This window comes from uncultured Thermosynechococcus sp., assembly GCF_937958135.1.
GTDB lineage: Bacteria > Cyanobacteriota > Cyanobacteriia > Thermosynechococcales > Thermosynechococcaceae > Thermosynechococcus.
The window spans coordinates 1-22149 of the sequence record NZ_CALGOG010000086.1 but is presented as its reverse complement, the minus strand read 5'-3'; the positions used below and the strand labels follow the sequence as shown (position 1 = coordinate 22149).

At 53.8% G+C, this 22149-nt stretch carries 24 protein-coding genes and 2 pseudogenes; 10 read left to right on the top strand and 16 right to left on the bottom strand.

Going from position 1 to position 22149, the window contains the following annotated elements:
- The 3 genes and pseudogenes from Q0711_RS10270 to Q0711_RS10260 form a co-directional block, all read left to right on the top strand.
- Positions 1-570, top strand: a pseudogene (locus tag Q0711_RS10270) (hypothetical protein); the annotation flags it as partial.
- Positions 567-893 (top strand): hypothetical protein, encoded by a 327-nt coding sequence (locus Q0711_RS10265; protein ID WP_298615671.1) that lies wholly within the window; start codon positions 567-569, stop codon positions 891-893. The pseudogene Q0711_RS10270 and the gene Q0711_RS10265, both read left to right, overlap by 4 nt.
- 114 nt (positions 894-1007) lie before the next feature.
- Positions 1008-2150 (top strand): histidine kinase, encoded by a 1143-nt coding sequence (locus Q0711_RS10260; protein WP_298615669.1) that lies wholly within the window; start codon positions 1008-1010, stop codon positions 2148-2150.
- On the opposite strand, the gene Q0711_RS10255 is transcribed toward Q0711_RS10260, so the two are convergent.
- Both Q0711_RS10255 and lpxD read right to left on the bottom strand, forming a co-directional pair.
- Entirely contained in the window at positions 2147-3115 is a 969-nt protein-coding gene (locus tag Q0711_RS10255; RefSeq protein WP_298615667.1) for a hypothetical protein, read from the bottom strand. The two genes, Q0711_RS10260 and Q0711_RS10255, sit on opposite strands and share 4 nt — an antisense overlap.
- 111 nt (positions 3116-3226) lie before the next feature.
- The gene (gene lpxD, locus Q0711_RS10250) at positions 3227-4243 is read right to left on the bottom strand and encodes a UDP-3-O-(3-hydroxymyristoyl)glucosamine N-acyltransferase (protein ID WP_298615665.1); all 1017 of its coding nucleotides are present in this window, start codon (positions 4241-4243) and stop codon (positions 3227-3229) included.
- Between the two features lie 203 nt (positions 4244-4446).
- Between lpxD and Q0711_RS10245 the strand changes: the two genes are divergently transcribed.
- Entirely contained in the window at positions 4447-4632 is a 186-nt protein-coding gene (locus tag Q0711_RS10245; RefSeq protein WP_297051737.1) for an NblA/ycf18 family protein, read from the top strand.
- Between the two features lie 526 nt (positions 4633-5158).
- The gene (locus Q0711_RS10240) at positions 5159-6406 is read left to right on the top strand and encodes a YcjF family protein (RefSeq protein ID WP_298615663.1); all 1248 of its coding nucleotides are present in this window, start codon (positions 5159-5161) and stop codon (positions 6404-6406) included.
- On the opposite strand, the gene Q0711_RS10235 is transcribed toward Q0711_RS10240, so the two are convergent.
- Positions 6374-7147: a WecB/TagA/CpsF family glycosyltransferase gene (locus Q0711_RS10235; RefSeq protein ID WP_298615660.1), complete on the bottom strand. Its 774-nt coding sequence runs from the start codon at positions 7145-7147 to the stop codon at positions 6374-6376. The two genes, Q0711_RS10240 and Q0711_RS10235, sit on opposite strands and share 33 nt — an antisense overlap.
- A 75-nt stretch (positions 7148-7222) precedes the next feature.
- Here Q0711_RS10235 and Q0711_RS10230 point away from each other — a divergent pair, with 75 nt between their 5' ends.
- Positions 7223-7822 carry a J domain-containing protein gene (locus tag Q0711_RS10230; protein WP_298615657.1) on the top strand — a complete coding sequence of 200 codons (600 nt, stop codon included), beginning with the start codon at positions 7223-7225 and terminating at the stop codon, positions 7820-7822.
- On the opposite strand, the gene Q0711_RS10225 is transcribed toward Q0711_RS10230, so the two are convergent.
- Genes Q0711_RS10225 through ndhC form a run of 4 tightly spaced genes read right to left on the bottom strand, consistent with a single transcriptional unit; the run spans position 7819 to position 10172 of the window.
- Entirely contained in the window at positions 7819-8103 is a 285-nt protein-coding gene (locus tag Q0711_RS10225; protein ID WP_298615655.1) for a DUF3288 family protein, read from the bottom strand. The two genes, Q0711_RS10230 and Q0711_RS10225, sit on opposite strands and share 4 nt — an antisense overlap.
- 34 nt (positions 8104-8137) lie before the next feature.
- Entirely contained in the window at positions 8138-9262 is a 1125-nt protein-coding gene (gene dprA / locus Q0711_RS10220; RefSeq protein WP_298617299.1) for a DNA-processing protein DprA, read from the bottom strand.
- A gap of 5 nt (positions 9263-9267) precedes the next feature.
- Positions 9268-9789 carry an NAD(P)H-quinone oxidoreductase subunit J gene (locus tag Q0711_RS10215; RefSeq protein ID WP_298615648.1) on the bottom strand — a complete coding sequence of 174 codons (522 nt, stop codon included), beginning with the start codon at positions 9787-9789 and terminating at the stop codon, positions 9268-9270.
- A gap of 20 nt (positions 9790-9809) precedes the next feature.
- On the bottom strand, positions 9810-10172 hold the full coding sequence (gene ndhC / locus Q0711_RS10210) for a photosynthetic/respiratory NAD(P)H-quinone oxidoreductase subunit C (protein ID WP_297762375.1): 363 nt from the start codon (positions 10170-10172) through the stop codon (positions 9810-9812).
- A 115-nt stretch (positions 10173-10287) separates the two neighbouring features.
- Between ndhC and Q0711_RS10205 the strand changes: the two genes are divergently transcribed.
- The gene (locus Q0711_RS10205) at positions 10288-11268 is read left to right on the top strand and encodes a carbohydrate kinase (RefSeq protein WP_298615644.1); all 981 of its coding nucleotides are present in this window, start codon (positions 10288-10290) and stop codon (positions 11266-11268) included.
- A gap of 471 nt (positions 11269-11739) precedes the next feature.
- Here the strand turns inward: Q0711_RS10205 and acsF are convergent, their stop codons facing one another.
- The 6 genes from acsF to Q0711_RS10175 form a co-directional block, all read right to left on the bottom strand.
- A complete protein-coding gene (acsF, locus tag Q0711_RS10200) occupies positions 11740-12882 on the bottom strand; it encodes a magnesium-protoporphyrin IX monomethyl ester (oxidative) cyclase (RefSeq protein WP_298615675.1) in 1143 nt (380 codons plus the stop codon).
- An 86-nt stretch (positions 12883-12968) separates the two neighbouring features.
- The gene (locus Q0711_RS10195) at positions 12969-13337 is read right to left on the bottom strand and encodes an Npun_F0494 family protein (RefSeq protein WP_298615642.1); all 369 of its coding nucleotides are present in this window, start codon (positions 13335-13337) and stop codon (positions 12969-12971) included.
- A gap of 11 nt (positions 13338-13348) precedes the next feature.
- Complete coding sequence (locus Q0711_RS10190) at positions 13349-13945, bottom strand: hypothetical protein (protein WP_298615640.1); 597 nt, start codon at positions 13943-13945, stop codon at positions 13349-13351.
- A gap of 366 nt (positions 13946-14311) precedes the next feature.
- Positions 14312-15052, bottom strand: a complete 741-nt coding sequence (locus Q0711_RS10185) for a dienelactone hydrolase family protein (protein ID WP_366142509.1) — start codon at positions 15050-15052, stop codon at positions 14312-14314.
- Positions 15039-15251, bottom strand: coding sequence for a hypothetical protein (locus tag Q0711_RS10180; protein WP_298615636.1), 213 nt, complete (start codon positions 15249-15251; stop codon positions 15039-15041). The genes Q0711_RS10185 and Q0711_RS10180 overlap by 14 nt, the downstream gene beginning before the upstream one ends.
- A 26-nt stretch (positions 15252-15277) precedes the next feature.
- A complete protein-coding gene (locus tag Q0711_RS10175) occupies positions 15278-15862 on the bottom strand; it encodes a thylakoid membrane photosystem I accumulation factor (protein ID WP_298615634.1) in 585 nt (194 codons plus the stop codon).
- 150 nt (positions 15863-16012) lie between these two features.
- Here Q0711_RS10175 and Q0711_RS10170 point away from each other — a divergent pair, with 150 nt between their 5' ends.
- Positions 16013-16942, top strand: coding sequence for an AEC family transporter (locus Q0711_RS10170; protein ID WP_298615632.1), 930 nt, complete (start codon positions 16013-16015; stop codon positions 16940-16942).
- 15 nt (positions 16943-16957) lie between these two features.
- Here Q0711_RS10170 and petM read toward each other — a convergent pair whose 3' ends face one another.
- Both petM and Q0711_RS10160 read right to left on the bottom strand, forming a co-directional pair.
- Positions 16958-17059: a cytochrome b6-f complex subunit PetM gene (petM, locus tag Q0711_RS10165; RefSeq protein ID WP_298615629.1), complete on the bottom strand. Its 102-nt coding sequence runs from the start codon at positions 17057-17059 to the stop codon at positions 16958-16960.
- 275 nt (positions 17060-17334) lie between these two features.
- Positions 17335-17466 (bottom strand): hypothetical protein, encoded by a 132-nt coding sequence (locus tag Q0711_RS10160; protein ID WP_298615627.1) that lies wholly within the window; start codon positions 17464-17466, stop codon positions 17335-17337.
- A 118-nt stretch (positions 17467-17584) separates the two neighbouring features.
- Here Q0711_RS10160 and bchD point away from each other — a divergent pair, with 118 nt between their 5' ends.
- Positions 17585-19591, top strand: coding sequence for a magnesium chelatase ATPase subunit D (bchD, locus tag Q0711_RS10155; RefSeq protein ID WP_298615625.1), 2007 nt, complete (start codon positions 17585-17587; stop codon positions 19589-19591).
- A gap of 76 nt (positions 19592-19667) precedes the next feature.
- Here bchD and groL read toward each other — a convergent pair whose 3' ends face one another.
- Complete coding sequence (gene groL, locus Q0711_RS10150; RefSeq protein ID WP_298977528.1) at positions 19668-21287, bottom strand: chaperonin GroEL; 1620 nt, start codon at positions 21285-21287, stop codon at positions 19668-19670.
- 176 nt (positions 21288-21463) lie between these two features.
- Between groL and Q0711_RS10145 the strand changes: the two are divergent.
- Positions 21464-22063 (top strand): annotated as a pseudogene (locus tag Q0711_RS10145) (CAP domain-containing protein).
- The last annotated feature ends 86 nt before the right edge of the window (positions 22064-22149 follow it).

Sequence of the window (22149 nt, the reverse complement as noted above, 5' to 3'; positions counted from 1 at the left end):
TTTGTGAGTATGCAGTTTCACCACACGGGAGTGTTGCTGTTAGAAGTTGCCCCAGCCAGCCAACGCCCAATCCTCAGCAGTTTCTTTAAGGTGATTGACGACCACCTCTACATGCCCTTGCACCGTGCCTACAACGCAGCAGCCAACTACGACTACCATGCCCCTGCCCTAGCCTTAGTGCGCCATCTATTGCCCCAGAGCACAGCGATCGCCACCGCTATTTGTGACCGTGTTGCCGAACTCAACCCCCAGCACCGCTGTTTTAGTGGCCCTTTGACCCACCCCAGTGTGCGTGTTTCCAGTATTCGCGATGTGGAAATGTTTCAAATCTACCTCTGGGTCTGTCTTTTGGAGCAAAGCCTTGAAGCCTTACAACGGGAACTCTTTCCCCTATGTTTGATGCTCTATCCTTCCTTGAATGTGACATGGGAGCTGGTGTTTCAAATGGTGCACCTTTTGGGGAAAGAAATAGAAAATCGTGCCGCTGGGCATGATACAAGTGTCTTGACACCCTATTACTTAGCTTTGCGCGAAATGTTCGATCCCAAGCTCTTCCAAGGACTCCTATGATTGCCAATTTGCAGCAAGTTTCTCTTTCCCCCATTGCCATTGCAGGGTCTGGTCTGTGGGCGATCGCCCTCTACTGGGGGTTTTATCCCACGGGGCAAGCCCTGATGCAGCGTTTAGTGACGTGGCTGGGGGGTGAAGCAAACCAAAGTGCCGAATTCTGGGCAGGGATGGTGGGGCTTATTCCCTTTATTCTGGTGGGTACAGGTTGCTTTATTCTCTGTAGCCTAGGATTGGGGCAAAGTTGGGCCTTGAGCTTAGGCCTCATGGCAACCATCGGTGGTGCAATCTACGAACTTGGACGACGAGATGGCCAGCCATCTTAAGTTGGGTTGCGAGGGAGAATCCGCTAACATTTAGTTAACCTTTTGATTGCTCTCTAGTGTTTTCGGCACAGGGAGCGCAATCCATTGCCCTTGAGAATACTCGCCGGTGATTCAATGAAAGCGTCTGCGGATGCCAGTTCTACCCAAGAAACGACACCGCCGCTCAGTTTGCTCCTGTTTGTTGCCAATCGTCCGGGCGATGAAGAGGAAACCGCCGCCATTCAGGCTCACATCCAACAACTGCCCTCGAACTTTGGCTTTGAGTTAAAAGTAGTGCCCATTGGTGAGCAACCCTACCTCCTTGAGGAGTACAAGCTGGTTGCTACCCCTGCCCTGATCAAAGTCCGTCCTGAACCGCGTCAAACCCTCGCCGGCCGCAAGCTACTGCAAAAGGTGGACTATTGGTGGCCCCGCTGGCAGCGGGAAGTGGCTCTTGGTCTGCAGGCGGATATGCAAAAGTCGGCAGCGGAGCAGTCGGATTGCTCCATGGAATTAAGCCGCCTCAAGGATGAGCTGTTTCAGCTGCGCCAAGAGCGCGATCGCTTGGCTGAACAACTGCAGTTCAAGGATCGGATTATTGGCTTGTTGGCCCATGAGTTGCGCAACCCCCTCACGGCTGTTGGCATTGCCCTTGAAACCCTAGAGTCCAATTTGCAGGAGGAGACCGCACAGCAGCTCCATTCCGAAGACATCCAACGCCTGTTTCACCATGCCCGCAGTCAAACCCAAGTGATGGGACAGTTGATTACGGATTTACTGCTGGCGGCACGCGGCCCCCAAGATAAACTCCAGATTATGGCACGGCAATTGGATCTGCGCCAACTGTGCCAAGAAACGGCTGAGGAGGTGCGCCTAAATTTTGAACGTAAAAAGCAGCACTTTACCACTGATATTCCCTTGGATTTGCCCTTGGTCTATGGCGATGGCGATCGCATTCGTCAGGTGCTTGTCAACCTATTGGACAATGCCTGTAAATATACTCCCGAAGGGGGCAAAATTCACCTGAGTGCGTTTCACCGCATGACTCAAAAAGTACAAGTTACCGTCTGTGACACTGGGCCAGGGATTCCCATTGAGCAGCAAGAGAAAATTTTTGGTGAAACGGTTCGCCTTGATCGCGATCGCACCATTGAGGGCTATGGGATTGGACTTGCCCTTTGCCGTCAGATTATTCGTATGCACTACGGCCAGATTTGGGTGGACTCTCAACCGGGAAAAGGCAGTTGCTTTCACTTCACACTGCCCGTTTATAGCTAGCGCGATCCTTCCTCAATCATCCGGGCGATTGTTTCGGCGCGCAGATAGGGATCAGGCCCAAAGGGCAAAATTTCGTAGAACTCATTATCCGGCAAGCGCATTAGTTGAAGTGACTCCTGCTCGCGATAGATCACATAGACCCCCGGTGGCCATGTTTTGGCACTGCGTACCGGCACGGGAATGTCGCGGCGTTCTTCGCCGACGCAGGCGAGGCGGACTACACGGGTATTGGGACGATAGACCACTTTATCGTCGCGGGTACGCCGAAATAAAAAGCGATCTAAAACCTTGGGCAAGATCTCTGTTTCTGTGCCCCCCAATTGCAAATTTAGCTCCAGCAATTTGTCTTCGAGGGTCAGCTCAATGATGTGGGGTTCAGGCACGAGGGGCTGGGAGTGACTCTCAGTGGTCTCTTGAGTCTCTTGCGCGGGTGCGGCAGCCGGCTTTACCTTCTGGACAATTTGGCTGATGTATTCTAGATCCACCGTCATGATTTTCTTGAATGTGACAAACCACGAGAGGAGGCTAATGGCCACTCCCGGCTCCAATTGGGTAATCAAGGCGGGTAAGTCCAAATCATCGAGGCGAATAGCTTTCAGAGCAGCATCGGTTTGACCCAAGACAATGGCTGCATCTCCCGGACTGAGGTGTTCGAGACTGCTGTAGAGCAAACGCAGATCAATTGTTTCTTGGCAGCCTTGGGTCGAAATGCGATAGGTGATGTCGTAGAGCCAGTCCAGGGTCACCAGGTCATGGTTGAGCATCCAGAGGGCATAGTTAAAGGCAGTTTGGGGAAAAACGGTTTGGGCAATGCTTTTGACAATAACTTGGGCGCGATCGCGCTGGAGCAAAGAAAGTAAGGCCGTCTGTTTTTCTGCCTTGGTCGTTAGTTCATGGTAGCCAAGGAGCGCTTGGAAGAGTTCTTGATCACTGGGCAGTAATCGAATGGCCGCCGGAGGAGTCATAAGCTTAGTGTCGCTGATTCATGTGACCCATTGCCCCTCACCCGATGATGAATGCTAAAAAAGCAACGCTAGCCTTTAATTCCACTATAGAGGGTAGCTAGAGTATCTATGTTACTCCCCCACCTGTGCTTCCAGTTTGCGAACCCGCTTGAGTAACTGTGGCAATTGCCGCAGGGCAGCAGAGGCTTTCAGGTAAAGGGTCTGATCCATTGCCGGAATGCCGCCCATGCGACTATCTGGCGGTACAGAGCTAATGATGCCAGATTTAGCGGAGACAACGGTGCGATCGCCAATCGTCAAATGGCCTGCTACCCCCACCTGTCCAGCCAGGACAACCTGATTGCCAATGCGAGTCGAACCCGCTAAGCCCACTTGGGCACAGAGAATCGAATTTTCACCAATGGTGCAGTTGTGAGCCACCATTGTCAAGTTGTCAATTTTCGTGCCGTCGGCCACTGTCGTCTCTCCGAGGGTGGCACGATCAATCGTGGTGCCGGCCCCAATTTCCACATCATTGCCAATGACCACAGTGCCCACTTGGGGAATTTTATAGTGGCGACCATCGGGCAGGGGGACGTAGCCAAAACCATCACTGCCTAGGACGACACTGTTTTGCAGGATAACGCGATCGCCCAAGCGTACCCGCTCCCGCAGGACACAGTGGCTATAGATACGGCAATCGGCGCCAACCACGACATCGTCGTAGAGCGTGCAATGACTATCAATGACTGTGCGATCGCCAATGCGCACGCGATCGCCAATTACGGTGTAGGCTCCAATGGTCACCTCAGCTCCCAAGACGACATCGGCACCCAGAATTGCCGTCGGGTGAATTTTGGCAGCGGGTTTGGCTTGCGGATAAAACCATTCAATACATTGGGCAAAGGCAAGGTAAGGGTGGGGCACCCGCAGCAGGGGACAAGTGGCCTGCCCTTGAAAATCTGGGCGGACAAACACAGCCGCCGCTTCTGTGGTTTGCAGCAGGGCGGCGTACTTTGGATTGGCCAAAAAAGAGATGTCCGTTGCCGTTGCTGTTTCTAGGGGCGCCACCCCCAACACCGGGCGATCGCCCTGCTCTGGAGGGTCGAGGGTCGCCCCAAACCGTTCGGCCACATCTGCCAACCGCATCTTGCCGTCCTCACCATCGAACTTGAGTTTTAGCTCAGTCTATCAGGTCTCGTCTGTGAAACCGATCAAGAATTTAGTAAATCGTTCATGGTGAACATTTTATCCTTTGCACGAGTGATATTCATTGAGTGGCAACTTTGTCAATGTGTTTGTTATATTTTTTAACACGTATGCCCGATAGCATGGAGTAAGGAGTAGGTTCTATGGAGCAACGCTTCCCTGAATTGAATGTTGACCTCAGCTTTGAACAGGAGTTTCAAATGCGGGTCATGGAGGAGCAAGTGAGTACCATGAGTCTTCAGGAAGCTCGTGAGCTACTGTTGCAAGCCTCTCGCCTCTTGATGATGAAAGACAACGTCATTCGCTCCTTGGTCAAACGCGCTGCCTAAATTACAAATGCGTGGGACAGACCTCTTTCTCCACCTTGCTTCCTCTGTCGAATCAAGTAGGGGATATGGGGCTGCACCACAATTTTTTTGCCCAAGAATCTTCTCACTGGAGAAAGCTTTTGCAATACTTATCCCCAAATTGAAGGGGGGATCGAGCAGGTTTGCTGATAGGTATTAGTTCCGCGACAGAGGTGTTGTTCTTATCCCCAACAACTGAGACGGCCAATACTTTTCTGATTCAAGCACCGCGGGTACTTGACTGTTTGACGGTTGTAAAGTTTTTAGCCTAGCTCTGCTTGCTCTGGAATTTAAGCCTCCGTTAGATTTAACTAAAGACTCTCAAACGGAGTCAAGAGACTAGTTTTGAACATACACAACTGAGAGACCATTTCAGGCCGGAGGTGCTTGCATTTTTGGAAAGTCGGGCGCAAAATCCGAGTTGTCTCCCCTTACGCTTTGGAAGTTTGAGTGCCGCTCACAAGTCAGGGTAAGCTAACACACAGAGGTTCTTGCTGGGGTAAAGGCCATGGCTATTGCTGCTGCCATCATTTTGTTGTTCCTGAGTGGCTGGGTGAATGACTATCCTTGGGGATGGCTACTAATTCTTGGTCTAGGGTTGGGCTATTGGTACTGGCGGCGATCGCCCGCTCCTACGGAAGTCAAAGCCCCGCGGCCTACTCTGCATCCTCAATTACTAGAAAAGCAACTGGCAGATACCCGGAGCCTTTTGCAGGAACTTCCCATAGAGCGCCAAGCCTCTTTGCAAGCAACCTACAGCCACTTACAGCAGCGCCTAGATTCCCCAGCGGTTGAGGTGTGTGTCCTCGGGCAATCCGCTTATGTTGTCAATCAGGTTTACCATACTGTCGCTACACTCCCTTTGGATAGCTGTACGCTTCAGCAGCAAACATTGGCAACGGTACCCCAAGCAGACTTAGTGCTTTTGACGGTAACAGGTGCCCTCAACGCCAGTGAGTTTGAGATGTTGCGGGTGTTGCAGGCAGGCCATTATCACGTTTTTGTGGTGTGGTATCCAGAAATGGTGCAGGAGCGCGATCGCCCGAAGGGCGCGCTTTGCGATCGCGTAGCAGTACATTTGCAGCAGCAACTTCAACAACTCCAGATTAATCAAGAACAGCTGATTCCCTTTGTACCCCATAATCCCCAAGCCCTCACCGCTGCATTGGTGCACTGTCTCACCAAAGAACGCACGAATCTTGTCTTAGCCGGCACCTATCGCCGTGCCCAACAGCTCCATCAACAGGCTCAAGCCGCCCTCAACCACTATCGCCAAGAACGGGCTACCCCGATCATTGAACGCTACCAATGGCTGGCAGCAACGGCAACAGCGGTGAATCCTCTCCCTCTTCTGGATCTCGTCATGGCCGGAGGGCTGTTGGTGCGCCTCACTTGGGAGTTGGGGCAAATCTACCAACGCTCCTTTTACTTGGCCGATGCCGAACCCCTTGCCAAGGAGCTATTGCGGCTAATGGTTCAGTTGGGGGCTGTGGAACTGGGCACACAATCCCTGGGGCAGTGGCTCAAGGGCAATTCCCTCACCTATCTGGCAGGGAGTTGTTTACAGGGAGCAACGGCAGCCTATGTGTTGCGCTTGAGTGGGTTAAGTTTGATCCATTACTTTGAGACGGCTCCCCAAACAAAATCCCTGCCTTTGGTGGCTCGATTGCAGCAAAGCCTTCGGTGGGCACAGCAACAGGTGGGGCGCTCTCCTCTGCAAACCCTAGGACACTCTCTTGGCTTGCCGTCGGCCTAGCCGGTGGCGCAGGAGTTGAGCCGCAAAAAGCACAATAAATGCGGGATTGTTAATCAGATAGCGTTGCCAGAGGCGGCGGGGTTCCTGAAGGAGTCGAAAGAGCCACTCTAGACCGATTGCCATCATCCAGCGAGGCGCTTGAGCCACAACGCCACTGTGAAAGTCAAAGGCCGCTCCCACACCCACCAAGACAATCGGCAGAAAAGGACGTTGGCGAGCCATCCACTCCTCCTGTTTGGGACAGCCAAGGCTGACAAAGACCAAATCCGCGCCACTGTCAAGGATGCGCCGGCGATCGCTGGCCTCCTCCGCAGGGGTCAAGGGACGAAAAGGCGGTGCGTAGGCACCCACCAACTGGATAGTGGGGAAGCGTTTTCTCAGATGCTGTTGCAGGCGCTCCAAGACTAGGGGTTTACTACCATAGAGAAAAATACGCCAGCCTTTCTGCTGGGCGCGATCGCACAACGCCAGCATCAAATCAGGACCATAGACCCGTTCTGCTCTCGGAAAACCTAAAAGCCGCAAGCCCCAGACCAAGGGCATGCCATCGGCGGTCACCAATTGGGCACCATTAACTACCCGCTGGAAGGGCGATCGCCACACCCCCGTCATTACCACATGCACATTGGCCGCCACCACATAGCCCCCCTTGCCTTGACGGATCCACTCAGCCATGAGATCACAGGCTTGGCCGTAGGTGGTGACATCAATTCGTGTCCCTAAAATGTGCGCTGACTCCACGCTGGCTCGACTCCTCATGTTTTACTTGATTCCAGCGTAGGACATTGGTTGCAGAACCAAAGGGAACATCCGACAATGCAAAGCAGACCTCATGTTGTGCCCTGGGGAATGAATTTAGAAGAGTGCTATCGCGTTCTAGAGTTGCCACAAGGAGCGTCCTTAGCGCAAGTGAAATCCGCCTACCGACGCTTAGCACGACGCTATCATCCCGATGTCAACCCCGGCGATCGCACTGCCCATGAAAAGTTCATTCTTCTGCACCAAGCCTACGAAAAACTGGTGCGCGTCCTGCCCACCTTGCGAGTCCCCCCCCTTCAATCAGAAGCCCAATCTTGCCCACCGCAGACCTCCCCGCCCCTCTCTGCCTTTGAGATTCAACTAAAACATGCCAGCTATCGCCAACTGCAGGAATTTCTCAAATATCGCTGCTATCAACGGGCTATTTCCCTCGTGGAAGGGTTGGCCAGTCGGTTGCCCCAAGATGCCGAAGTACGCCAGTGGCAAGCCATCACCTATCAGTGCTGGGCGCGGCAACTCATTCGCGATCGCCAGCCGCAAGCCGCGCGGGAATACCTACATCGTGCCCTAAAAGCCGACCCGGAGAATCGCACCCTCTGGCAAGAAGTAGAAAAGGACTTTCGTACCTTGGATCGTCTCTATGGCAAAGGAATTTAGCTCCAGTCTTCCCGCTTATTGCTGCCCACCTTGTAAATACCGCCGCGGGCATGGATAGCACGGGTGCGCTCAAAGAGTTCCTCCTCCGTGAGGTGCCATTTTTCCAAGAGTTCGGCCATGAGTTTTTTATTCGTTTCAGCGCCCGGAAAGCCATCGTAGCGAATGAGCAGGCGTCCTAACTCTGCCAAATTGTAATCACTGATGCCCTCTTGGAGAAGTCGCTCTAAAATTAGCCGATCTTGGGCTTCGCGGGGATGTTGCAGCTTCTGGAAACTCATCATTGGCATCTCCCAGCAATCGTTTTTTGAGTAAGCTTTAGCGTCCCGTTTGGCGATAGCGATTTCCCGGCAGTTGCTCAACCCAGCCCATTAGCTCCAAGTGCACGAGTTCTGCCATCACGGTACTGGTATCTAAAGCCACCTGCTGCACAATGTTATCAAAAGCAACACTATTGCTGCCTTGGCTCAGGTATTGAATTGCCTGCAGAATCTGTTGCTGGGGCACCGAGAGCGGTGGGGATGGGGCTGAAAATGGTCTTGGATCAAGGGGGGGAGTATGCCCCAACTGTTCGAGGAGGGCTTCTTCTCCCAAGATGATCTGTGCGCCTTGATTGACCAGGCTCAGGGCGCCTTTGGCGCGGTGGTTATCCAAATGCCCCGGCAGCACATAGACATCGCGGCCATACTCGGCAGCATAGCGAGCAGTAATGAGGGCACCGGATTTGTAGGGGGCTTCAGCAATAATCACTGCGCGGCACAGCCCTGCAATAATCCGATTGCGGCGAGGAAATTGGGGGCGATCGGCTCCCACTCCCTTGGGATACTCGCTCAAGAAACCGCCCCGTTCACGAATTTGGTAGTACAGTGGGCGATTCTCCGCTGGGTAGATCATATCTACACCGGTGGCTAAGACGGCTAGGGTGGCACCGCCGGCTTCCAGACAGCCCCGATGAGCCGCTCCATCAATGCCTGCCGCCATGCCCGAAACAACAGTAAACCCCGCCTGCCCAAGGGCGTACCCCAGCTTGTGCGCCCAACGCTGCGCATATTCTGAAGGATCGCGGGTGCCGACAATTGCCACGGTCGGTGCAGGTTGGCTCAGAATTTCCAAAAGGCGGGCACCGCCATAGTAGAGCAAGGGGGGCGGGTCTGGAATCTCCCGCAGCAGAGAGGGGTAACGGGGGTCGCTGAGCACCCAGTGGTGAGGGTTTTGCCGGCAGTGCTGCTCATAAAGAGCCGCAGGGTGACACTGCTGACGGTAGTGGGCGATCGCCCCCTGGAGCTTGGCACCGATACCTTCCACTTCTCCGAGAGCTGCTAAAGGAGCTTCCCAAGCAGTTTTCAAATCTCCAAAGTGCTGCCACAGGCGCTTGAGCAACACAGGGCCGAGGCCGGGTATCTGGGACCAACTGTACCAATAGGCAGCATCAGCGGGAGCCAAGGGGGTTAGTAGGCTTCTTGCAACTCGTAGAAGTCGGGGGTAATGTAGTCTTTGCGCAGCGGCCAACCTACCCAATCTTCAGGCATGAGGATACGCTTCAAATTGGGGTGCCCTTCATAGACAATGCCAAACATATCGTAGGATTCGCGCTCCTGCCAGTCGGCGGTTTTCCAGATCCAATAGACCGAAGGCACGCGGGCATCGTCACGGGGAACAAAGACTTTGAGCCGCACTTCGGGGGGGCGATCGGCGTTATCTGTGAGCTTGACCAAGTGGTATGTGCTCACCAAGTCTTGGCCGGGACCAGAATCATAGGCGGCTTGGCAGCGGAGGTAATTAAAGCCATCGGCATAGAGGGCTTGGCACACCGCCAGTAGGCGATCGCGATCCACCTTGATCATTTCCACACCAGAGGCGTCGGTACCGAGGGATTCCACGCTCAGGTTTTGCGACTGCAAGAAGCGGCAGACAGGCCCTGCTTCAACAATGGCGACCTCAGGGGTAGAGACTGCGGGGGTGTCACTCATGTTTACTGCTCCAAACTTACTCAAGACCATTCAAGGGCACGTTTGCGCCACGCATAAACCAAGGCCACGATCAGAATGGCAATGAAGATCAAAGCTTCAATAAAAGCCAGTAGACCCAACTGATGGAAGGCCACCGCCCAAGGATACAAAAAGACGGTCTCTACATCAAAAATGACAAAGACAAGGGCAAACATGTAGTAGCGCACATTAAACTGAATCCATGCGCCACCAATGGGTTCCATTCCCGATTCATAGGTGGTCAAGCGAATCATGCGACCCGATTTAGGGCGCAATAGCGCAGAGAGGCCCAGAGCCAGGACTGGCACCAGACCACAGATAATCAAAAAGCCAAGAAAATATTCGTAACCACTGAGAACAAACACAGTTGCGGGGTTCCTCGCTCTTGGAATCGCTACCATTTTGACACACTCCCCTTGTGATCGCTAGGCTAGGGATCAATAGAAAAAACTAAATTGCCCTATAGCAAAGCATTAGCTAATGTCTCAACCCACTGTCCTTTGTGCTGGCGAGGTTCTCTTTGACTGTTTAGAGGTGCCCCCCAATCCCCGCCAATGTTTTCTAGGGGGTGCCCCTGCCAATGTCGCCTGCGGGTTGGTGAAGTTGGGGGTCAGTGCCGCTTTTTTGGGAGCAGTGGGGGCGGACGCCCTAGGAGAGCAGGCCTGTGCCGAATTGGCTGCGTTGGGTGTCAATATCGAAGCGGTAGAGCGGGTAGCCGGCGTGCCAACGCGGCAAGTGCGGGTTCAACTGGTGGGGGGCGATCGCCAGTTTGTCGGGTTTGCACCGGCGGAAGCTTCTGTCTTTGCGGATATGCGATTCACTGGGGAGCGGCTTTCGTCCTCATTACTGGCCGGGGCACGATTTTTCGTCACTGGGACGCTCGGACTTGCCGGCGAACCCACCGCCACCACGATTCAGCATCTCGTGCAGCAACTGCGGCAAAAAGGTGCCTTTATTCTCATTGATGCCAATTGGCGACCGATTTTTTGGCCTGATCCAAGTTCTGCTCCTGAACGTATTCGTCCTTTTCTTGCCCAAGCTCATTTTCTGAAACTTGCCAAAGAGGAGTCGGAATTCTTGTTCTCCACCGGCGATCCCCAACTTGTCTATCGCGCCCTTTGGGGCATTGCACCTGACCACGCAGTGGTCATTACCGATGGAGATCAAGCCATTCGCTACTGCTGGCACGGAAATCAAGGGGAACTCCAGCCCCCCTCCATGCCCGTTGTGGATACCACCGGTGCCGGGGATGGCTTTGTTGCGGGTTGGATTGCTCAACTATTGCAGGGCGACCTAGAAAACTACCGTGACCCCCAATGGCAGACTGCTTGTTTAGAATTTGCCACGGTCGTGGGTGCCTTGGTTACGACAAAACCGGGGGCGATCGCAGGTCAACCGACCCTTGCGGAGGTTACTCAATGGCTTCGAGATCATCCTGAAAGAAAAATACGGACGCCCTAACTGCGCTTGCTGCCGTTGATGGTGTTGTTGTAGCGATCGCAGGCTCCTTCGTCGGGTGCAAAGGAATGGCTGCCACCAAAGGACAGGCCCGCCAAAATCCCCGCACCGGTACATTTAGTTTTTCACAGGTACCACCACGCCGCCCCTCAGAATGGTAGAAGCGGCAAAAGCGACAAGTTGTGGGAGTAACGGTTGGGCTGTCCATCGCGGGGATCAACTCCGAAGTAAAATCTTTTTCTACTTTCCATCCTAGGAAATCGGCCTCAGCAAATTTTTCAGCGATCACAGGAGCAAAGAAGCTTAGAGAGCAAGTTTTAGCGATCCCCAGTACTCAAAAGTGCTTTTAGATTCTTTTCATACTCCCGCAATACTCCGTAATAGTACAGACATCAATTTTAGGAAGAATAAAAAAAGGTTACGTCCGCAGACGCAACCCCTGGCGATCCCTGTATTTCTATGTCGTGGCGACAATTAACGCACTGCAACTGCTGGGGGTTCCTTGGCGGGGATCAAGAATAACTTGATCATCTGCCACACATTCGAGAGATAGAGGGGAAGTTTCCTCAGGAAGCTGCCATTTTGTTTGCTAATTTCTGTAAGCTTGGCATTATTTTCGACGCACCGCTCTAGGCGCTCATAAAATTCCGGATGATCCACATCGAGAATCACCGGGAAAACACGGCCTGCGGTTTCATTGGTTTTGGCAATCACCTCACGATCGTATTCACGGGCATCCAAGCCAATGGCGGCATAGAACTTCGCCCGCTGCACATCGTTGAGGTACATCGTGGCAAACACCGACAGTAGGAAAAAGCGACACCAGAGTTTTGGTGGCACCCAGCAGACTAAGAAGTAGCGTGCCCATTTCTTCCCAGAGAAGGACAGAGGGATTTCCTTAATCTTTTGCCAAAAGGTGCGCGGGCGATCCAGCATTTGCGGTTGGGCACGCATCACCGCATCAAAGAAGTCACCGTGGCGGTTTTCGTCTTGGCACCAGTTTTCAAAAAAGCGGAAGATGGGGTAAATCCGATGTTCGGGGTGCTTTTCCAGATGGCGGTAAATTGTAATGTAGCGCCAGTAACCGATTTTCTCGGAGAGGTAGGTGGCGTAGAAGATGAATTCGGGTTCAAAGTAGGTGTAGCTGCGGTGCTGTGTCAAAAAGCCGAGATCCAGTGACAGATTGAAGTCAGACATGGCTTTGTTGAGGAACCCGGCGTGGCGAGCTTCATCGCGAGACATCAAGGCAAAGCACTCCGCCAGTAGGGGGTTGCGATCCTTGAGCTTGCGACTCAGTTCTTTGTAAAGGAGAAAGCCAGAAAACTCCGCCGTGCAGGAGCGCTCCAGAAATTCAATAAATAGTCGGCGGGTTTCACCATCAATATGATCCCAGGACTGTTCAAATTCTTCATCCCGCACAAAGTGATGGCGGTTGTAGTCGCAGCGGAATTCCTCAAGGATGGCCTCAAGTTCTGCTTTATTTTCCGTAATGTCCATGTTGGCCATCGCTTCAAAGTCGGTGGTGTAGAAGCGGGGCGTGAGGATGGTTTCCTTGGCGGGGGCTTTGATGCCCGGCCGCAGTTCTTCAAACTCAGGTTTAGCGACGGTATTGACCATAAAAAGCTGCGTCTCGCTCTTGCTAACGGCACTCATAGAGCATGGTAGCGGAAATCACCGATGCGTTACAGGTCGTTACAGAACCGTTACATTCCCCACCAGCGGCTGAGTTGATTGCGCCAGCGATCGCCCCAAGAGGCCGACCAAGTGGGTTGGCTGTAGCGTTGAATCAACTGCTGCCCCAAAGGGGTGAGGCGATAGCGATCGGTCAGGCCTTGGCCGTCCACTTCGCGGCGCAGTAAACCGACGCGAATTAACCAGTCCAACTCGGCTTCGGCAAGGAGCGCGGGCAAGGGCGATCGCGTAAATCCAGATTTCAGACCCGCCTCCCCGACAATTTCTAAAAGTGCCACACTCCGCTGCTGCATTGTCTGAAACAGAGCTGGCAAAAAAGGGCTACAGCGCAAAGCGCGATCGCCCCGTTCTAAGGCTCTTTGGGAATATGCGATCGCCACAGGGGATATCCCTACAGAGAATCTAAATAGTTGCTGTCAATAAGGGTTGCGCGGTCATTCACTGAGCTTCCACTCGGCGGCAGTGTTTTAGAGGACTGGGACTGAATCGGCGCAGCATCCGGTCCAGAAGAGGAAGCTTCTGACGCCTGACGACGGCGCTCCGGCAACACCACTCGCTCCATGATGAACTCAATTGTGCCCTTACGCAGCCATCCCCGTGCCACCAAAATATCCCCCAGCCGTGCCCCGGTTGCTCGCTGATCGGCTAAAGCGACTTCAATTTGGGCCGGCGTTACCAACTCAGCCTCAACCAGATAGTTTCCCAAGCGTTTCGTATAGTTGTCATCATGGGGGGGCTGGCCAAAGGGAGCCTTCTTTGCAGGTTCCTCCGCCTCTGCTACTACACTTGGCACAGTATCAAAATCACGCCGATCTCCTGCCAAGGCAACCAGGTACTCTTTAATTTTCATTAAAATTTCTCTTGCCCGTCGGGGTTGATTTTGCCGGGCTGCCTGCTCTAAAAGGCGTGCTTCTGCCTCGATCAGCGTTTGCCGTGACGCCATTGCCGCCACTTGCAAAATGCGTGCCTGCTGCTGAAGGACAGCCATATCCCCTTCGCTAAGCGCTTTTTTACACTGCTTCAGAACAAGGGCACTCTGCCTCAGCAGGACTTTGTGGGTAGGAGGAGTCATAGATAGCGACAGCGGAGATGGAGTAGCTTTGAATAAAAGAATTTCAAAATTGCCCTTGGTATTCTTAAGCCCATGGGACGCACAAATCTACTTTTAATATAGCCCCTTGTATTCAATCCATTGGTCAAAGGGGGGCAAATTAACGTTCTGTAAGGTTCTGTAAAGATGAGATGATACCGTTCTTCGCTAAAACAGGGAGTGTATGAGAAGGCTGGGATTCCCTCTCATCTTGGCGTCCCCATCATTGAAGGGGTTCGATCCCTGTAAAAAGGGCGGTAATTCTCAATGCTGCTGGCGCAGAGTGGTGTCGAACAGTTCTTTCACCCGCTGCCAAGCATCCTGCGCGGCTGCTGCATCGTAACTGTCCCGCTGATCGCAGAAGAAGCCATGATCTGCTGGATAGATGAAAATGTGGTGGCGAATGCCGTGGCGACGCAGCGCCGTTTCAATTTCCTTCACTTGCTCCATGGGAATACTTTGGTCGCGATCGCCAAAGAAAGCATAGAGCGTGCCGCGAATTTTAGGGGTGATTTCAAGGGTAGGGGGGCCACCGCCCGGCGTCATGGTGGTAATGCCCGCACCGTAGAAGGAGGCCGTGGCTTTAATATCCGGCAACTGAGCCACCAGATAGGCCACATGACCGCCAAAACAAAAGCCAATCGTCCCAATGGCATCCCCATCTACATTTTCGAGGCTCCGCAGATAGGCAATGGTGGCTTGGGTATCACTGAGGAGTTCTGCGGCTTTTGTTTGGTTTTTGTACTGTCGCCCCAAGTCAATATCAGCAGCGGTGTAGCCTGTTTCAAAGCCGGGGGCAAAACGTTGGTATAGCGCAGGGGCGATCGCCACATAACCCTCGCGGGCAATGCGTTCGGTCACGTCGCGGATATGGGCGTTGACACCAAAAATTTCCTGAAAGACAATCACTGCTGGATAACGACCGGGGGTCACCGGCTCCGCCAAGTAGGCATCAATCAACAGATCCCCGTTGACCACCTTGACCCAACGGCTAGTCATCTCCACCATCACGAACCTCCTGGGCAGGAATGTTGAGGTCAGGAAACGTACGCCTGAAGTCGCTAATTAGCTCCTCCAGTTCCGCAAGGGCGGATTCAATGTCAATCCTCAGGGTGCCACTGTCGGGCAGTTCCAAGAGCTTTTTCAGGCTCTCCCGCTTGGCCAAAACAGTTGCTAAACGTTCCTGTAGTGTGGGTAACTCCATGTTTTACCTCGCTGCAAAGCTCACTTTTACTGTACCGTTTCGTTGGCCAGATTCTTCCCTTTGGCAGGTGGCGGGGGAACCAGTTCCACGTTGATTTCATTCACAGGGCGAGGCCGCAGTTCTAGAGATTGCGATCGCGGGAGCAGATCAAAGACTTCCCGAAATGTGTCATCGAGGGTTTCAAAGGGCACCACACCCATAAACTCCTGCCGCAATTGCCCTTGGCGATCGAAAATCAGTGTTTGCGGCACCCGGCCTTTGTAGTAGTAGCCCGCTTCATTGGGGGAGAACTGCGCGCCATAGGGCAGGGCATCCACATTGATGGCGATAAAATCCGTGACGCGACCATAGTACCCCTGTAGCTGAGAGATAGTTGAGGCAAACTGCTTGCAATCGCGGCTATCGTTCACATAAAACAGCAGCAGTGTGGCGCGATCGCTCTGAAGGGATTTCTCTAGGCTGACTTTCGGCGGCACCAGGGCGCCATTGCCGGCATAGAGGGCAAAGATATTGCCATCATAGTGATCGTCTTGTAACCCCGCCCAACTCGGCGCTGTCCACAGTCCCCACAGCAGGAGGACAAGTCCTAACCAGCCCCAAACCCGTTTCATTTGCTTCTCCATGGGATTTCGTAAAACACTATACCTCTGCCTACGACTGTAGGGGGCTGCTTGCTGGGCTTGACCCTACTTACTTGTAACTGTAACAAGGGATACGCTAGGGATGGCTCCCTATGGCTTCTGTTTATTGCTCAGTTCACCGTGAAGAGTCTCTTTGCCCTCCTGCCGACCCTTGCTGAGCTGTATGGGCTTGTCTTGCTGTGTATGGGGATTGGCTACGGCAGCAGCCGCTTTTTACCGGCGAAAACGGCAGCTTGGTTGGCTCAAGGACTGTTTTGGGTAGGAACACCGCTGACGGCATTTAGTTTTATTGTCACCACCCCAATGACGCAGTTCAGTGCGTTGGCGCCCCTGTTGGCGTGGCTAGGGATGGGGATTGGCGTTGGCTTGGCTTGGCTGTGGTTGCAGCAATATCCCGTTCAGACTCGCCAAGGGCAGGGCAGTTTTCTGTTGGCAACCATGGTGGGCAACACGGGCTTTATTGGCTTTCCGATTACGTGGCGACTGCTGGGGCAGGATTACTTTAGCTGGGCATTGTTTTTTGATCTGATGGGAACGCTCCTCATTTCCTATAGTGCCGGCATTGGGGTAGCGGCCAGCTTTAGCGATCGCTCGATTTCCGGCTCCAAACTGCTGTGGCACATTGGCCGTAATCCCACACTCTGGTGCGTGGGCATCGGACTGCTCCTGCGACAACATCCCCTACCGGCGATCGCCCAACAGGGACTGTTGACCTTGGCCTGGTTAATGGTGATCACTGGGCTTATCTATATGGGCATCTGCCTTGGGGAAGCACGCCTTAAGCTGCAGTGGCAATGGATTATTCCCTCTCTCACCATCAAGATGCTGTTGGTGCCGCTCCTGCTGGGGGTAGGATTAACCGCAATCGGGGTCACAGGGCCGCCGCGCCTAGGAATCGTGCTGCAAGCAGGGATGCCCCCCGCCTTTATGACACTGATCCTAGCGGATGTGTATCACTTAGACCGCGCCTTTGCCGCCGGCTTAATTTTGACCAGTCTCTTTGCCTTAATTCCTTTATTGCCCCTCTGGCTTGTCCTCTTTGCCGGCTAGGGGCACGGTTGGTGTTTAATCTTCAGGCGTCAAGCGCAGCAGCAGGTACCCTGTACCTAAACCAACTAGAACCAGCGTAAACGTAATTACCGCAGTATTGAAAATCTCTTCTGCCATAGAGCCGCCTCAACTAACAAAAACTCATTTTAACGAATTGGGTTCCTTTTCTGACCACGGCTCCAAAACAGGTTTGCGCAGCAGCTCACGGGTACCACGAGTTACGATCAAGACCTCGCGGTGTTTTGGTCAATAGATACATGTAGTCACCATTGAGGGCCTCAAAATAGTCCCCTTGAGAACTCCAATCCCGCAGGGGCAGCCAACTGATAGGCGGGCATTCTGCGTGTGTCGTGCCATATAGTAGCCGCGGCGATTCCCCCACAGATATTCACCTAGTAGTTACGGGTCTCCGTGGCCACAAAGGTGCGCTCATAGGGGCGACAGGCAAGGGGACGGGCTAGAGCCGCCAGAGGGGTTAGGATCAACAGGGTCACAGCAGCAGTTGCCTGGCCAAAGTATTTCATTGATAGGCTTCCCTGTGGCTTTGTGACTCTACTCTAGCAAAAGAAGCGGGAAAGCGTTTCCTCCCCTCGCTAAGATGGGAATGATAACTGCTGTTTACCTAGTTGCAATAGGGATTCAATGACGCTCGCGATCGCCCCCTTTCCCATCACTGCCGTTGTCGGTCAAGAGGCCATTAAACTGGCACTGCTGTTGGCTGCTGTTGACCCCGGTTTGGGGGGAGTAATTATCGGCGGTCGCCGCGGTACGGCTAAATCCGTCCTTGCGCGGGGAATTCATGCCCTCTTACCCCCCATTGAAGTCATTGATCAGGGGGAGATTCCAGTTCCAATCATTGCCAACCCCGATCCGGAACGCCCCCAAGAGTGGGATAGCCGCCTGCTGGCTTGGCGCCAAAATCATCCCGATGTGGAGTTGACCACCAAAGTCGTTCCCGCCCCCTTTGTGCAAATTCCCTTGGGCGTCACGGAGGATCGCCTCTTGGGAGCCGTGGATGTGAGTCAATCGGTGCAGCGGGGCGAAGCGGTGTTTCAGCCCGGCCTCCTAGCTGCCGCCCACCGCGGCGTGCTCTATGTGGATGAAATTAATCTTTTGGATGAGCAACTGGCCAATGTGTTGATGGCGGTGCTCAGTGCCGGGCGCAATCAAATTGAACGGGAGGGGATTAGCCTGGATCACCCCTGTCGTCCCCTCTTAATTGCCACGTTTAACCCCGATGAGGGGGAAGTGCCGCCCCATCTGCTGGATCGGTTTGCGATCGCCCTCTCGGCAGATACCGTTTTGGGCTTAGATGAGCGGCTCACGGCGGTGGATCATGCCACCCGATTTGCCGATTCGCCCCAAGCCTTTTTGCAGCAGTACAATGCCGAGCTTGAGGATCTGCGCACCCAAATCATTCTGGCACGGGAGTGGCTCAAGGAGGTAAAAATTCAACGGCAGCAAATTGCCTATCTGGTCACCGAAGCCCTGCGCGCAGGAGTACAAGGCCATCGCGCAGAACTCTTTGCCGTGCGGGTAGCCAAAGCCCACGCCGCTCTCAATGGTCGTAGTGAAGTGAATGCCGAAGACCTGCGCCGTGCCGTTGAGCTGGTCATCGTGCCGCGCGCCACTCAGCTCGAACCGCCGCCGGATCAGCCGCCCCCGCCGCCACCGCCTCCCCCAGAAAGCAAGCAATCTGAGCCTGAAGAAGAACCCGATGAACCAGAGACCCCACCGCAAGAACAGCAGGAGACGCCCCCCATTCCTGAGGAATTTGTCTTTGAAGCCGATGGCACGGTCTTGGATGAATCGGTACTCTACTTTGCCCAACTGACCCAACGTCAAGGGAAATCAGGGAGCCGCAGCCTGATTTATTCCCAAGACCGCGGTCGCTATATCCGCCCTATTTTGCCCCGCGGACGGGGAGGCCGCATTGCTGTGGATGCAACATTGCGGAGTGCGGCTCCCTACCAAAAATCCCGGCGGTTGCGTCAACCGCAGCGCCGCGTCATTGTCGAAAACAGTGATCTGCGGATTAAACGCTTAGTGCGCAAAGCGGGTGCCCTGATTATTTTTGTGGTTGATGCCTCCGGCTCCATGGCATTGAACCGCATGAACTCTGCTAAAGGAGCAGTGCTTCGCCTCCTGACCCAAGCCTATCAAAACCGCGATATGGTGGCGCTCATTCCCTTTCGAGGTGAGCAAGCGGAGGTGCTCTTGCCCCCAACCCGCTCCATTGAAGCAGCGCGGCGGCGCCTTGAAACCTTGCCCTGTGGGGGTGGTTCCCCCCTGGCCCATGGCCTGACCCAAGCGGTGCGGGTGGGTCTAAATGCCCGGCAAAGCGGTGAAATTGGTCAAGTGATGATTGTGGCCATTACCGATGGGCGGGGGAATGTCCCCTTGAGCCGTTCCCTGGGGGAGACGATGCCGCCGGAGGCCAAGCCCGATGTCAAAGCCGAGGTTCTGGAAATTGCCGCTAAAATTCGGGCTTTGGGTCTGAAGCTCTTGGTGATTGACACCGAGAATAAGTTCGTCTCCACGGGGATGGGCAAGGAATTGGCGCAGCGGGCGGGGGGCAAGTACTACCATTTGCCCAAGGCCACCGATCAGGCGATCGCCCAAGTGACGCAGAATGCCCTGAAATTTTAGACAGCAATAAAAAACTCTCCCCCCCGTTCGATGAGGAGGAGAGGAAATAGCAAACGATTAGGACAGTGAGCCTACATCATATGTCCCCCATACCGCCACCGGCGGGGGCTGCGGGTTTAGGTTGCGGTTTTTCGACCACAAGGGCTTCCGTCGTCAGTACCATGCCGGCGATCGAACCGGCATTTTGTAGAGCCGAGCGAACCACCTTAGCCGGGTCAATAATCCCTGCACTGACCAGATCCTCGTAGGTGCCGGTTGCGGCATTGAAGCCATAGTTAAAGTTACCGGCGCGGACATTTTCCACGACAACGGCTCCCTCGACACCGGCATTATCCGCAATTTGCGCCACTGGTGCGGCCAAGGCACTGGCGACAATGCGTGCCCCCGTTTGTTCCTCAGGACTGAGGGTAGGAAGCAGGGCATCAATGCGATTGGCCAAGTGCAGTAACGTCACACCCCCGCCGGGCACAATCCCTTCAGCCACTGCTGCTTTTGTTGCATTGAGGGCATCTTCAAAGCGCAGCTTGCGATCCTTCAGTTCCGTTTCGGTAGCGGCACCCACTTTGATCACCGCCACGCCACCTACGAGCTTGGCAATCCGCTCTTGTAGCTTTTCTTTGTCGTATTCGGAGTCGGTCTCTGCCAACTGCTTCTTGAGCTGCTCAACGCGCTTTTGAATATCGGCTTTATTGCCCTTCTCCGACACAAGGGTGGTCGTGTCTTTGGTCACGGTGACGGAGGAAGCTTCCCCTAGCATGGTGATTTCCACATCCTCTAGGGTTAGACCCACTTCCTCGGAAATGACTTGACCGCCCGTGAGAATGGCAATGTCTTGGAGCATTGCTTTACGCCGTTCGCCAAAGGCGGGAGCTTTGACGGCAACAACATTGAGGACGCCCCGCAGTTTGTTCACCACTAGGGTGGCGAGAGCTTCTCCTTCGACATCTTCGGCAATGATCACGAGAGGACGACCACTGCGGGCAACTCTTTCCAACGTGGGAATCAGGTCTTGGATGCTAGTAATTTTTTTGTCCGTCAGGAGTAGATAGGCATTGTTGAGTTGGACAATCATCCGCTCCGCATCGGTGACAAAGTAGGGGGAAATGTAGCCGCGATCAAACTGCATCCCCTCGACAATTTCCATTTCTGTATTCAGGGATTTGGACTCTTCAATGGTGATCACGCCATCTTTGCCCACCTTGGCCATGGCTTCACCGATCATGGCTCCCACTTCTGGGTCATTACCGGCGGAGACAGTTGCCACCTGGGCAATCATGTCCCCTTCGACGGGTTTGGCGACTTCAGCAATCCCCTCAACAACTGCTTTAATCGCTTTTTCCATGCCGCGCTTGAGGGCAATGGGGTTAGCACCGGCAGCCACGTTTTTCAGGCCTTCGCGGATCAGGGCTTGGGCAAGGAGGGTGGCAGTGGTGGTGCCATCCCCGACAACATCATTGGTTTTAGCGGCCACTTCCCGAATCAGTTGGGCACCGGTATTTTCGTAGGCATCTTCCAGTTCAATTTCCTTGGCGATCGTTACCCCATCGTTGACAATCTGCGGTGCACCGTACTTTTTCTCAAGCACCACATTCCGCCCTTTGGGGCCAAGGGTAATTCTCACGGCATCGGCAACGGCGTTAATTCCACGTTCGAGCGATCGCCGAGATTCTTCATGAAATGCGACTAATTTTGCCATGGGTGGCTATCCTTTAGTAACTTCTTGGAGGTGATCATTGAGGAACTGCAAACTGGGCAGAGTTCAAGTCACTGTTCACAATACTCTGGAGAACAAGCTCAGGGCAATACACGGCAATGTAGTGGATTCCGCACTTGCTCGCGTACACTGGGACTAGGTAGAAACGCTTCTCAGCCATGAGCGGCCGTTGGCTCAATCAACAGCACTTACAATCCTTTTTGTATGTTGCATTAACACTGGGCATTGCTTTTGCAGTGGCCAAGAGGTCTGTGCACCTCGATAACGGTTCAGGGGGGCAAGACTGGCAAATCGGTGCCCCACAGGTGGATATAATTGCTGCTCAGCCAAAACGCTCCCTTGCTGAAATACGGGGCTTTGCCCTGCAATTGGTGAATCGCGATCGCCAGCTCAAGGGATTGCCGCCCCTTGTTGCTGATGAGTTACTGACACAGACAGCACAACGCCATGCCGAAGACATGCTCAAACGCCGATACTTTAGCCATACCACTCCGGAGGGGCGATCGCCAATGGATCGGTTTATTGCCCTAGGGGGGCGTGGCGGCGTGGGTGAAAATATTACGAAGCAGAACGGCACCCCCGGATTGGTGCTCAACTATAAGCTTATTGAGCGCTGCTAAAAAGACTGGATGTACAGTGATGGCCATTGTCAAAATCTCCTCGATCCTGGATTTACCCGTTTTGGCTTTGGCATTGCTTTGAATTCAGCGCGGGGGGAGGTCTATACTGTACAGATGTTTGCAACGCTACCCCCGTAAAGGCAGAACTTTGGGGCGTGAATAGTTCTTTTAATGTAATCAAGGTCAAGCTAACCCCATTAGCCATGTTCACCGAAGAGATGTAC

Excerpts from the sequence above, each read along its gene's own strand:
- Q0711_RS10175 (WP_298615634.1), bottom strand. The coding sequence starts at position 15,862 with ATGAAACGGGTTTGGGGCTGGTTAGGACTTGTCCTCCTGCTGTGGGGA.
- petM (WP_298615629.1), bottom strand. The coding sequence starts at position 17,059 with ATGGCAGAAGAGATTTTCAATACTGCGGTAATTACGTTTACGCTGGTT.
- Q0711_RS10160 (WP_298615627.1), bottom strand. The coding sequence starts at position 17,466 with ATGAAATACTTTGGCCAGGCAACTGCTGCTGTGACCCTGTTGATCCTA.
- Q0711_RS10260 (WP_298615669.1), top strand. The coding sequence starts at position 1,008 with ATGAAAGCGTCTGCGGATGCCAGTTCTACCCAAGAAACGACACCGCCG.
- bchD (WP_298615625.1), top strand. The coding sequence starts at position 17,585 with ATGACGCTCGCGATCGCCCCCTTTCCCATCACTGCCGTTGTCGGTCAA.
- Q0711_RS10245 (WP_297051737.1), top strand. The coding sequence starts at position 4,447 with ATGGAGCAACGCTTCCCTGAATTGAATGTTGACCTCAGCTTTGAACAG.
- Q0711_RS10215 (WP_298615648.1), bottom strand. The coding sequence starts at position 9,789 with ATGAGTGACACCCCCGCAGTCTCTACCCCTGAGGTCGCCATTGTTGAA.
- acsF (WP_298615675.1), bottom strand. The coding sequence starts at position 12,882 with ATGGTCAATACCGTCGCTAAACCTGAGTTTGAAGAACTGCGGCCGGGC.
- Q0711_RS10205 (WP_298615644.1), top strand. The coding sequence starts at position 10,288 with ATGTCTCAACCCACTGTCCTTTGTGCTGGCGAGGTTCTCTTTGACTGT.
- Q0711_RS10180 (WP_298615636.1), bottom strand. The coding sequence starts at position 15,251 with ATGGAGTTACCCACACTACAGGAACGTTTAGCAACTGTTTTGGCCAAG.
- Q0711_RS10240 (WP_298615663.1), top strand. The coding sequence starts at position 5,159 with ATGGCTATTGCTGCTGCCATCATTTTGTTGTTCCTGAGTGGCTGGGTG.
- groL (WP_298977528.1), bottom strand. The coding sequence starts at position 21,287 with ATGGCAAAATTAGTCGCATTTCATGAAGAATCTCGGCGATCGCTCGAA.
- Q0711_RS10190 (WP_298615640.1), bottom strand. The coding sequence starts at position 13,945 with ATGGCTGTCCTTCAGCAGCAGGCACGCATTTTGCAAGTGGCGGCAATG.
- Q0711_RS10225 (WP_298615655.1), bottom strand. The coding sequence starts at position 8,103 with ATGATGAGTTTCCAGAAGCTGCAACATCCCCGCGAAGCCCAAGATCGG.
- Q0711_RS10230 (WP_298615657.1), top strand. The coding sequence starts at position 7,223 with ATGCAAAGCAGACCTCATGTTGTGCCCTGGGGAATGAATTTAGAAGAG.
- Q0711_RS10265 (WP_298615671.1), top strand. The coding sequence starts at position 567 with ATGATTGCCAATTTGCAGCAAGTTTCTCTTTCCCCCATTGCCATTGCA.
- lpxD (WP_298615665.1), bottom strand. The coding sequence starts at position 4,243 with ATGCGGTTGGCAGATGTGGCCGAACGGTTTGGGGCGACCCTCGACCCT.
- Q0711_RS10255 (WP_298615667.1), bottom strand. The coding sequence starts at position 3,115 with ATGACTCCTCCGGCGGCCATTCGATTACTGCCCAGTGATCAAGAACTC.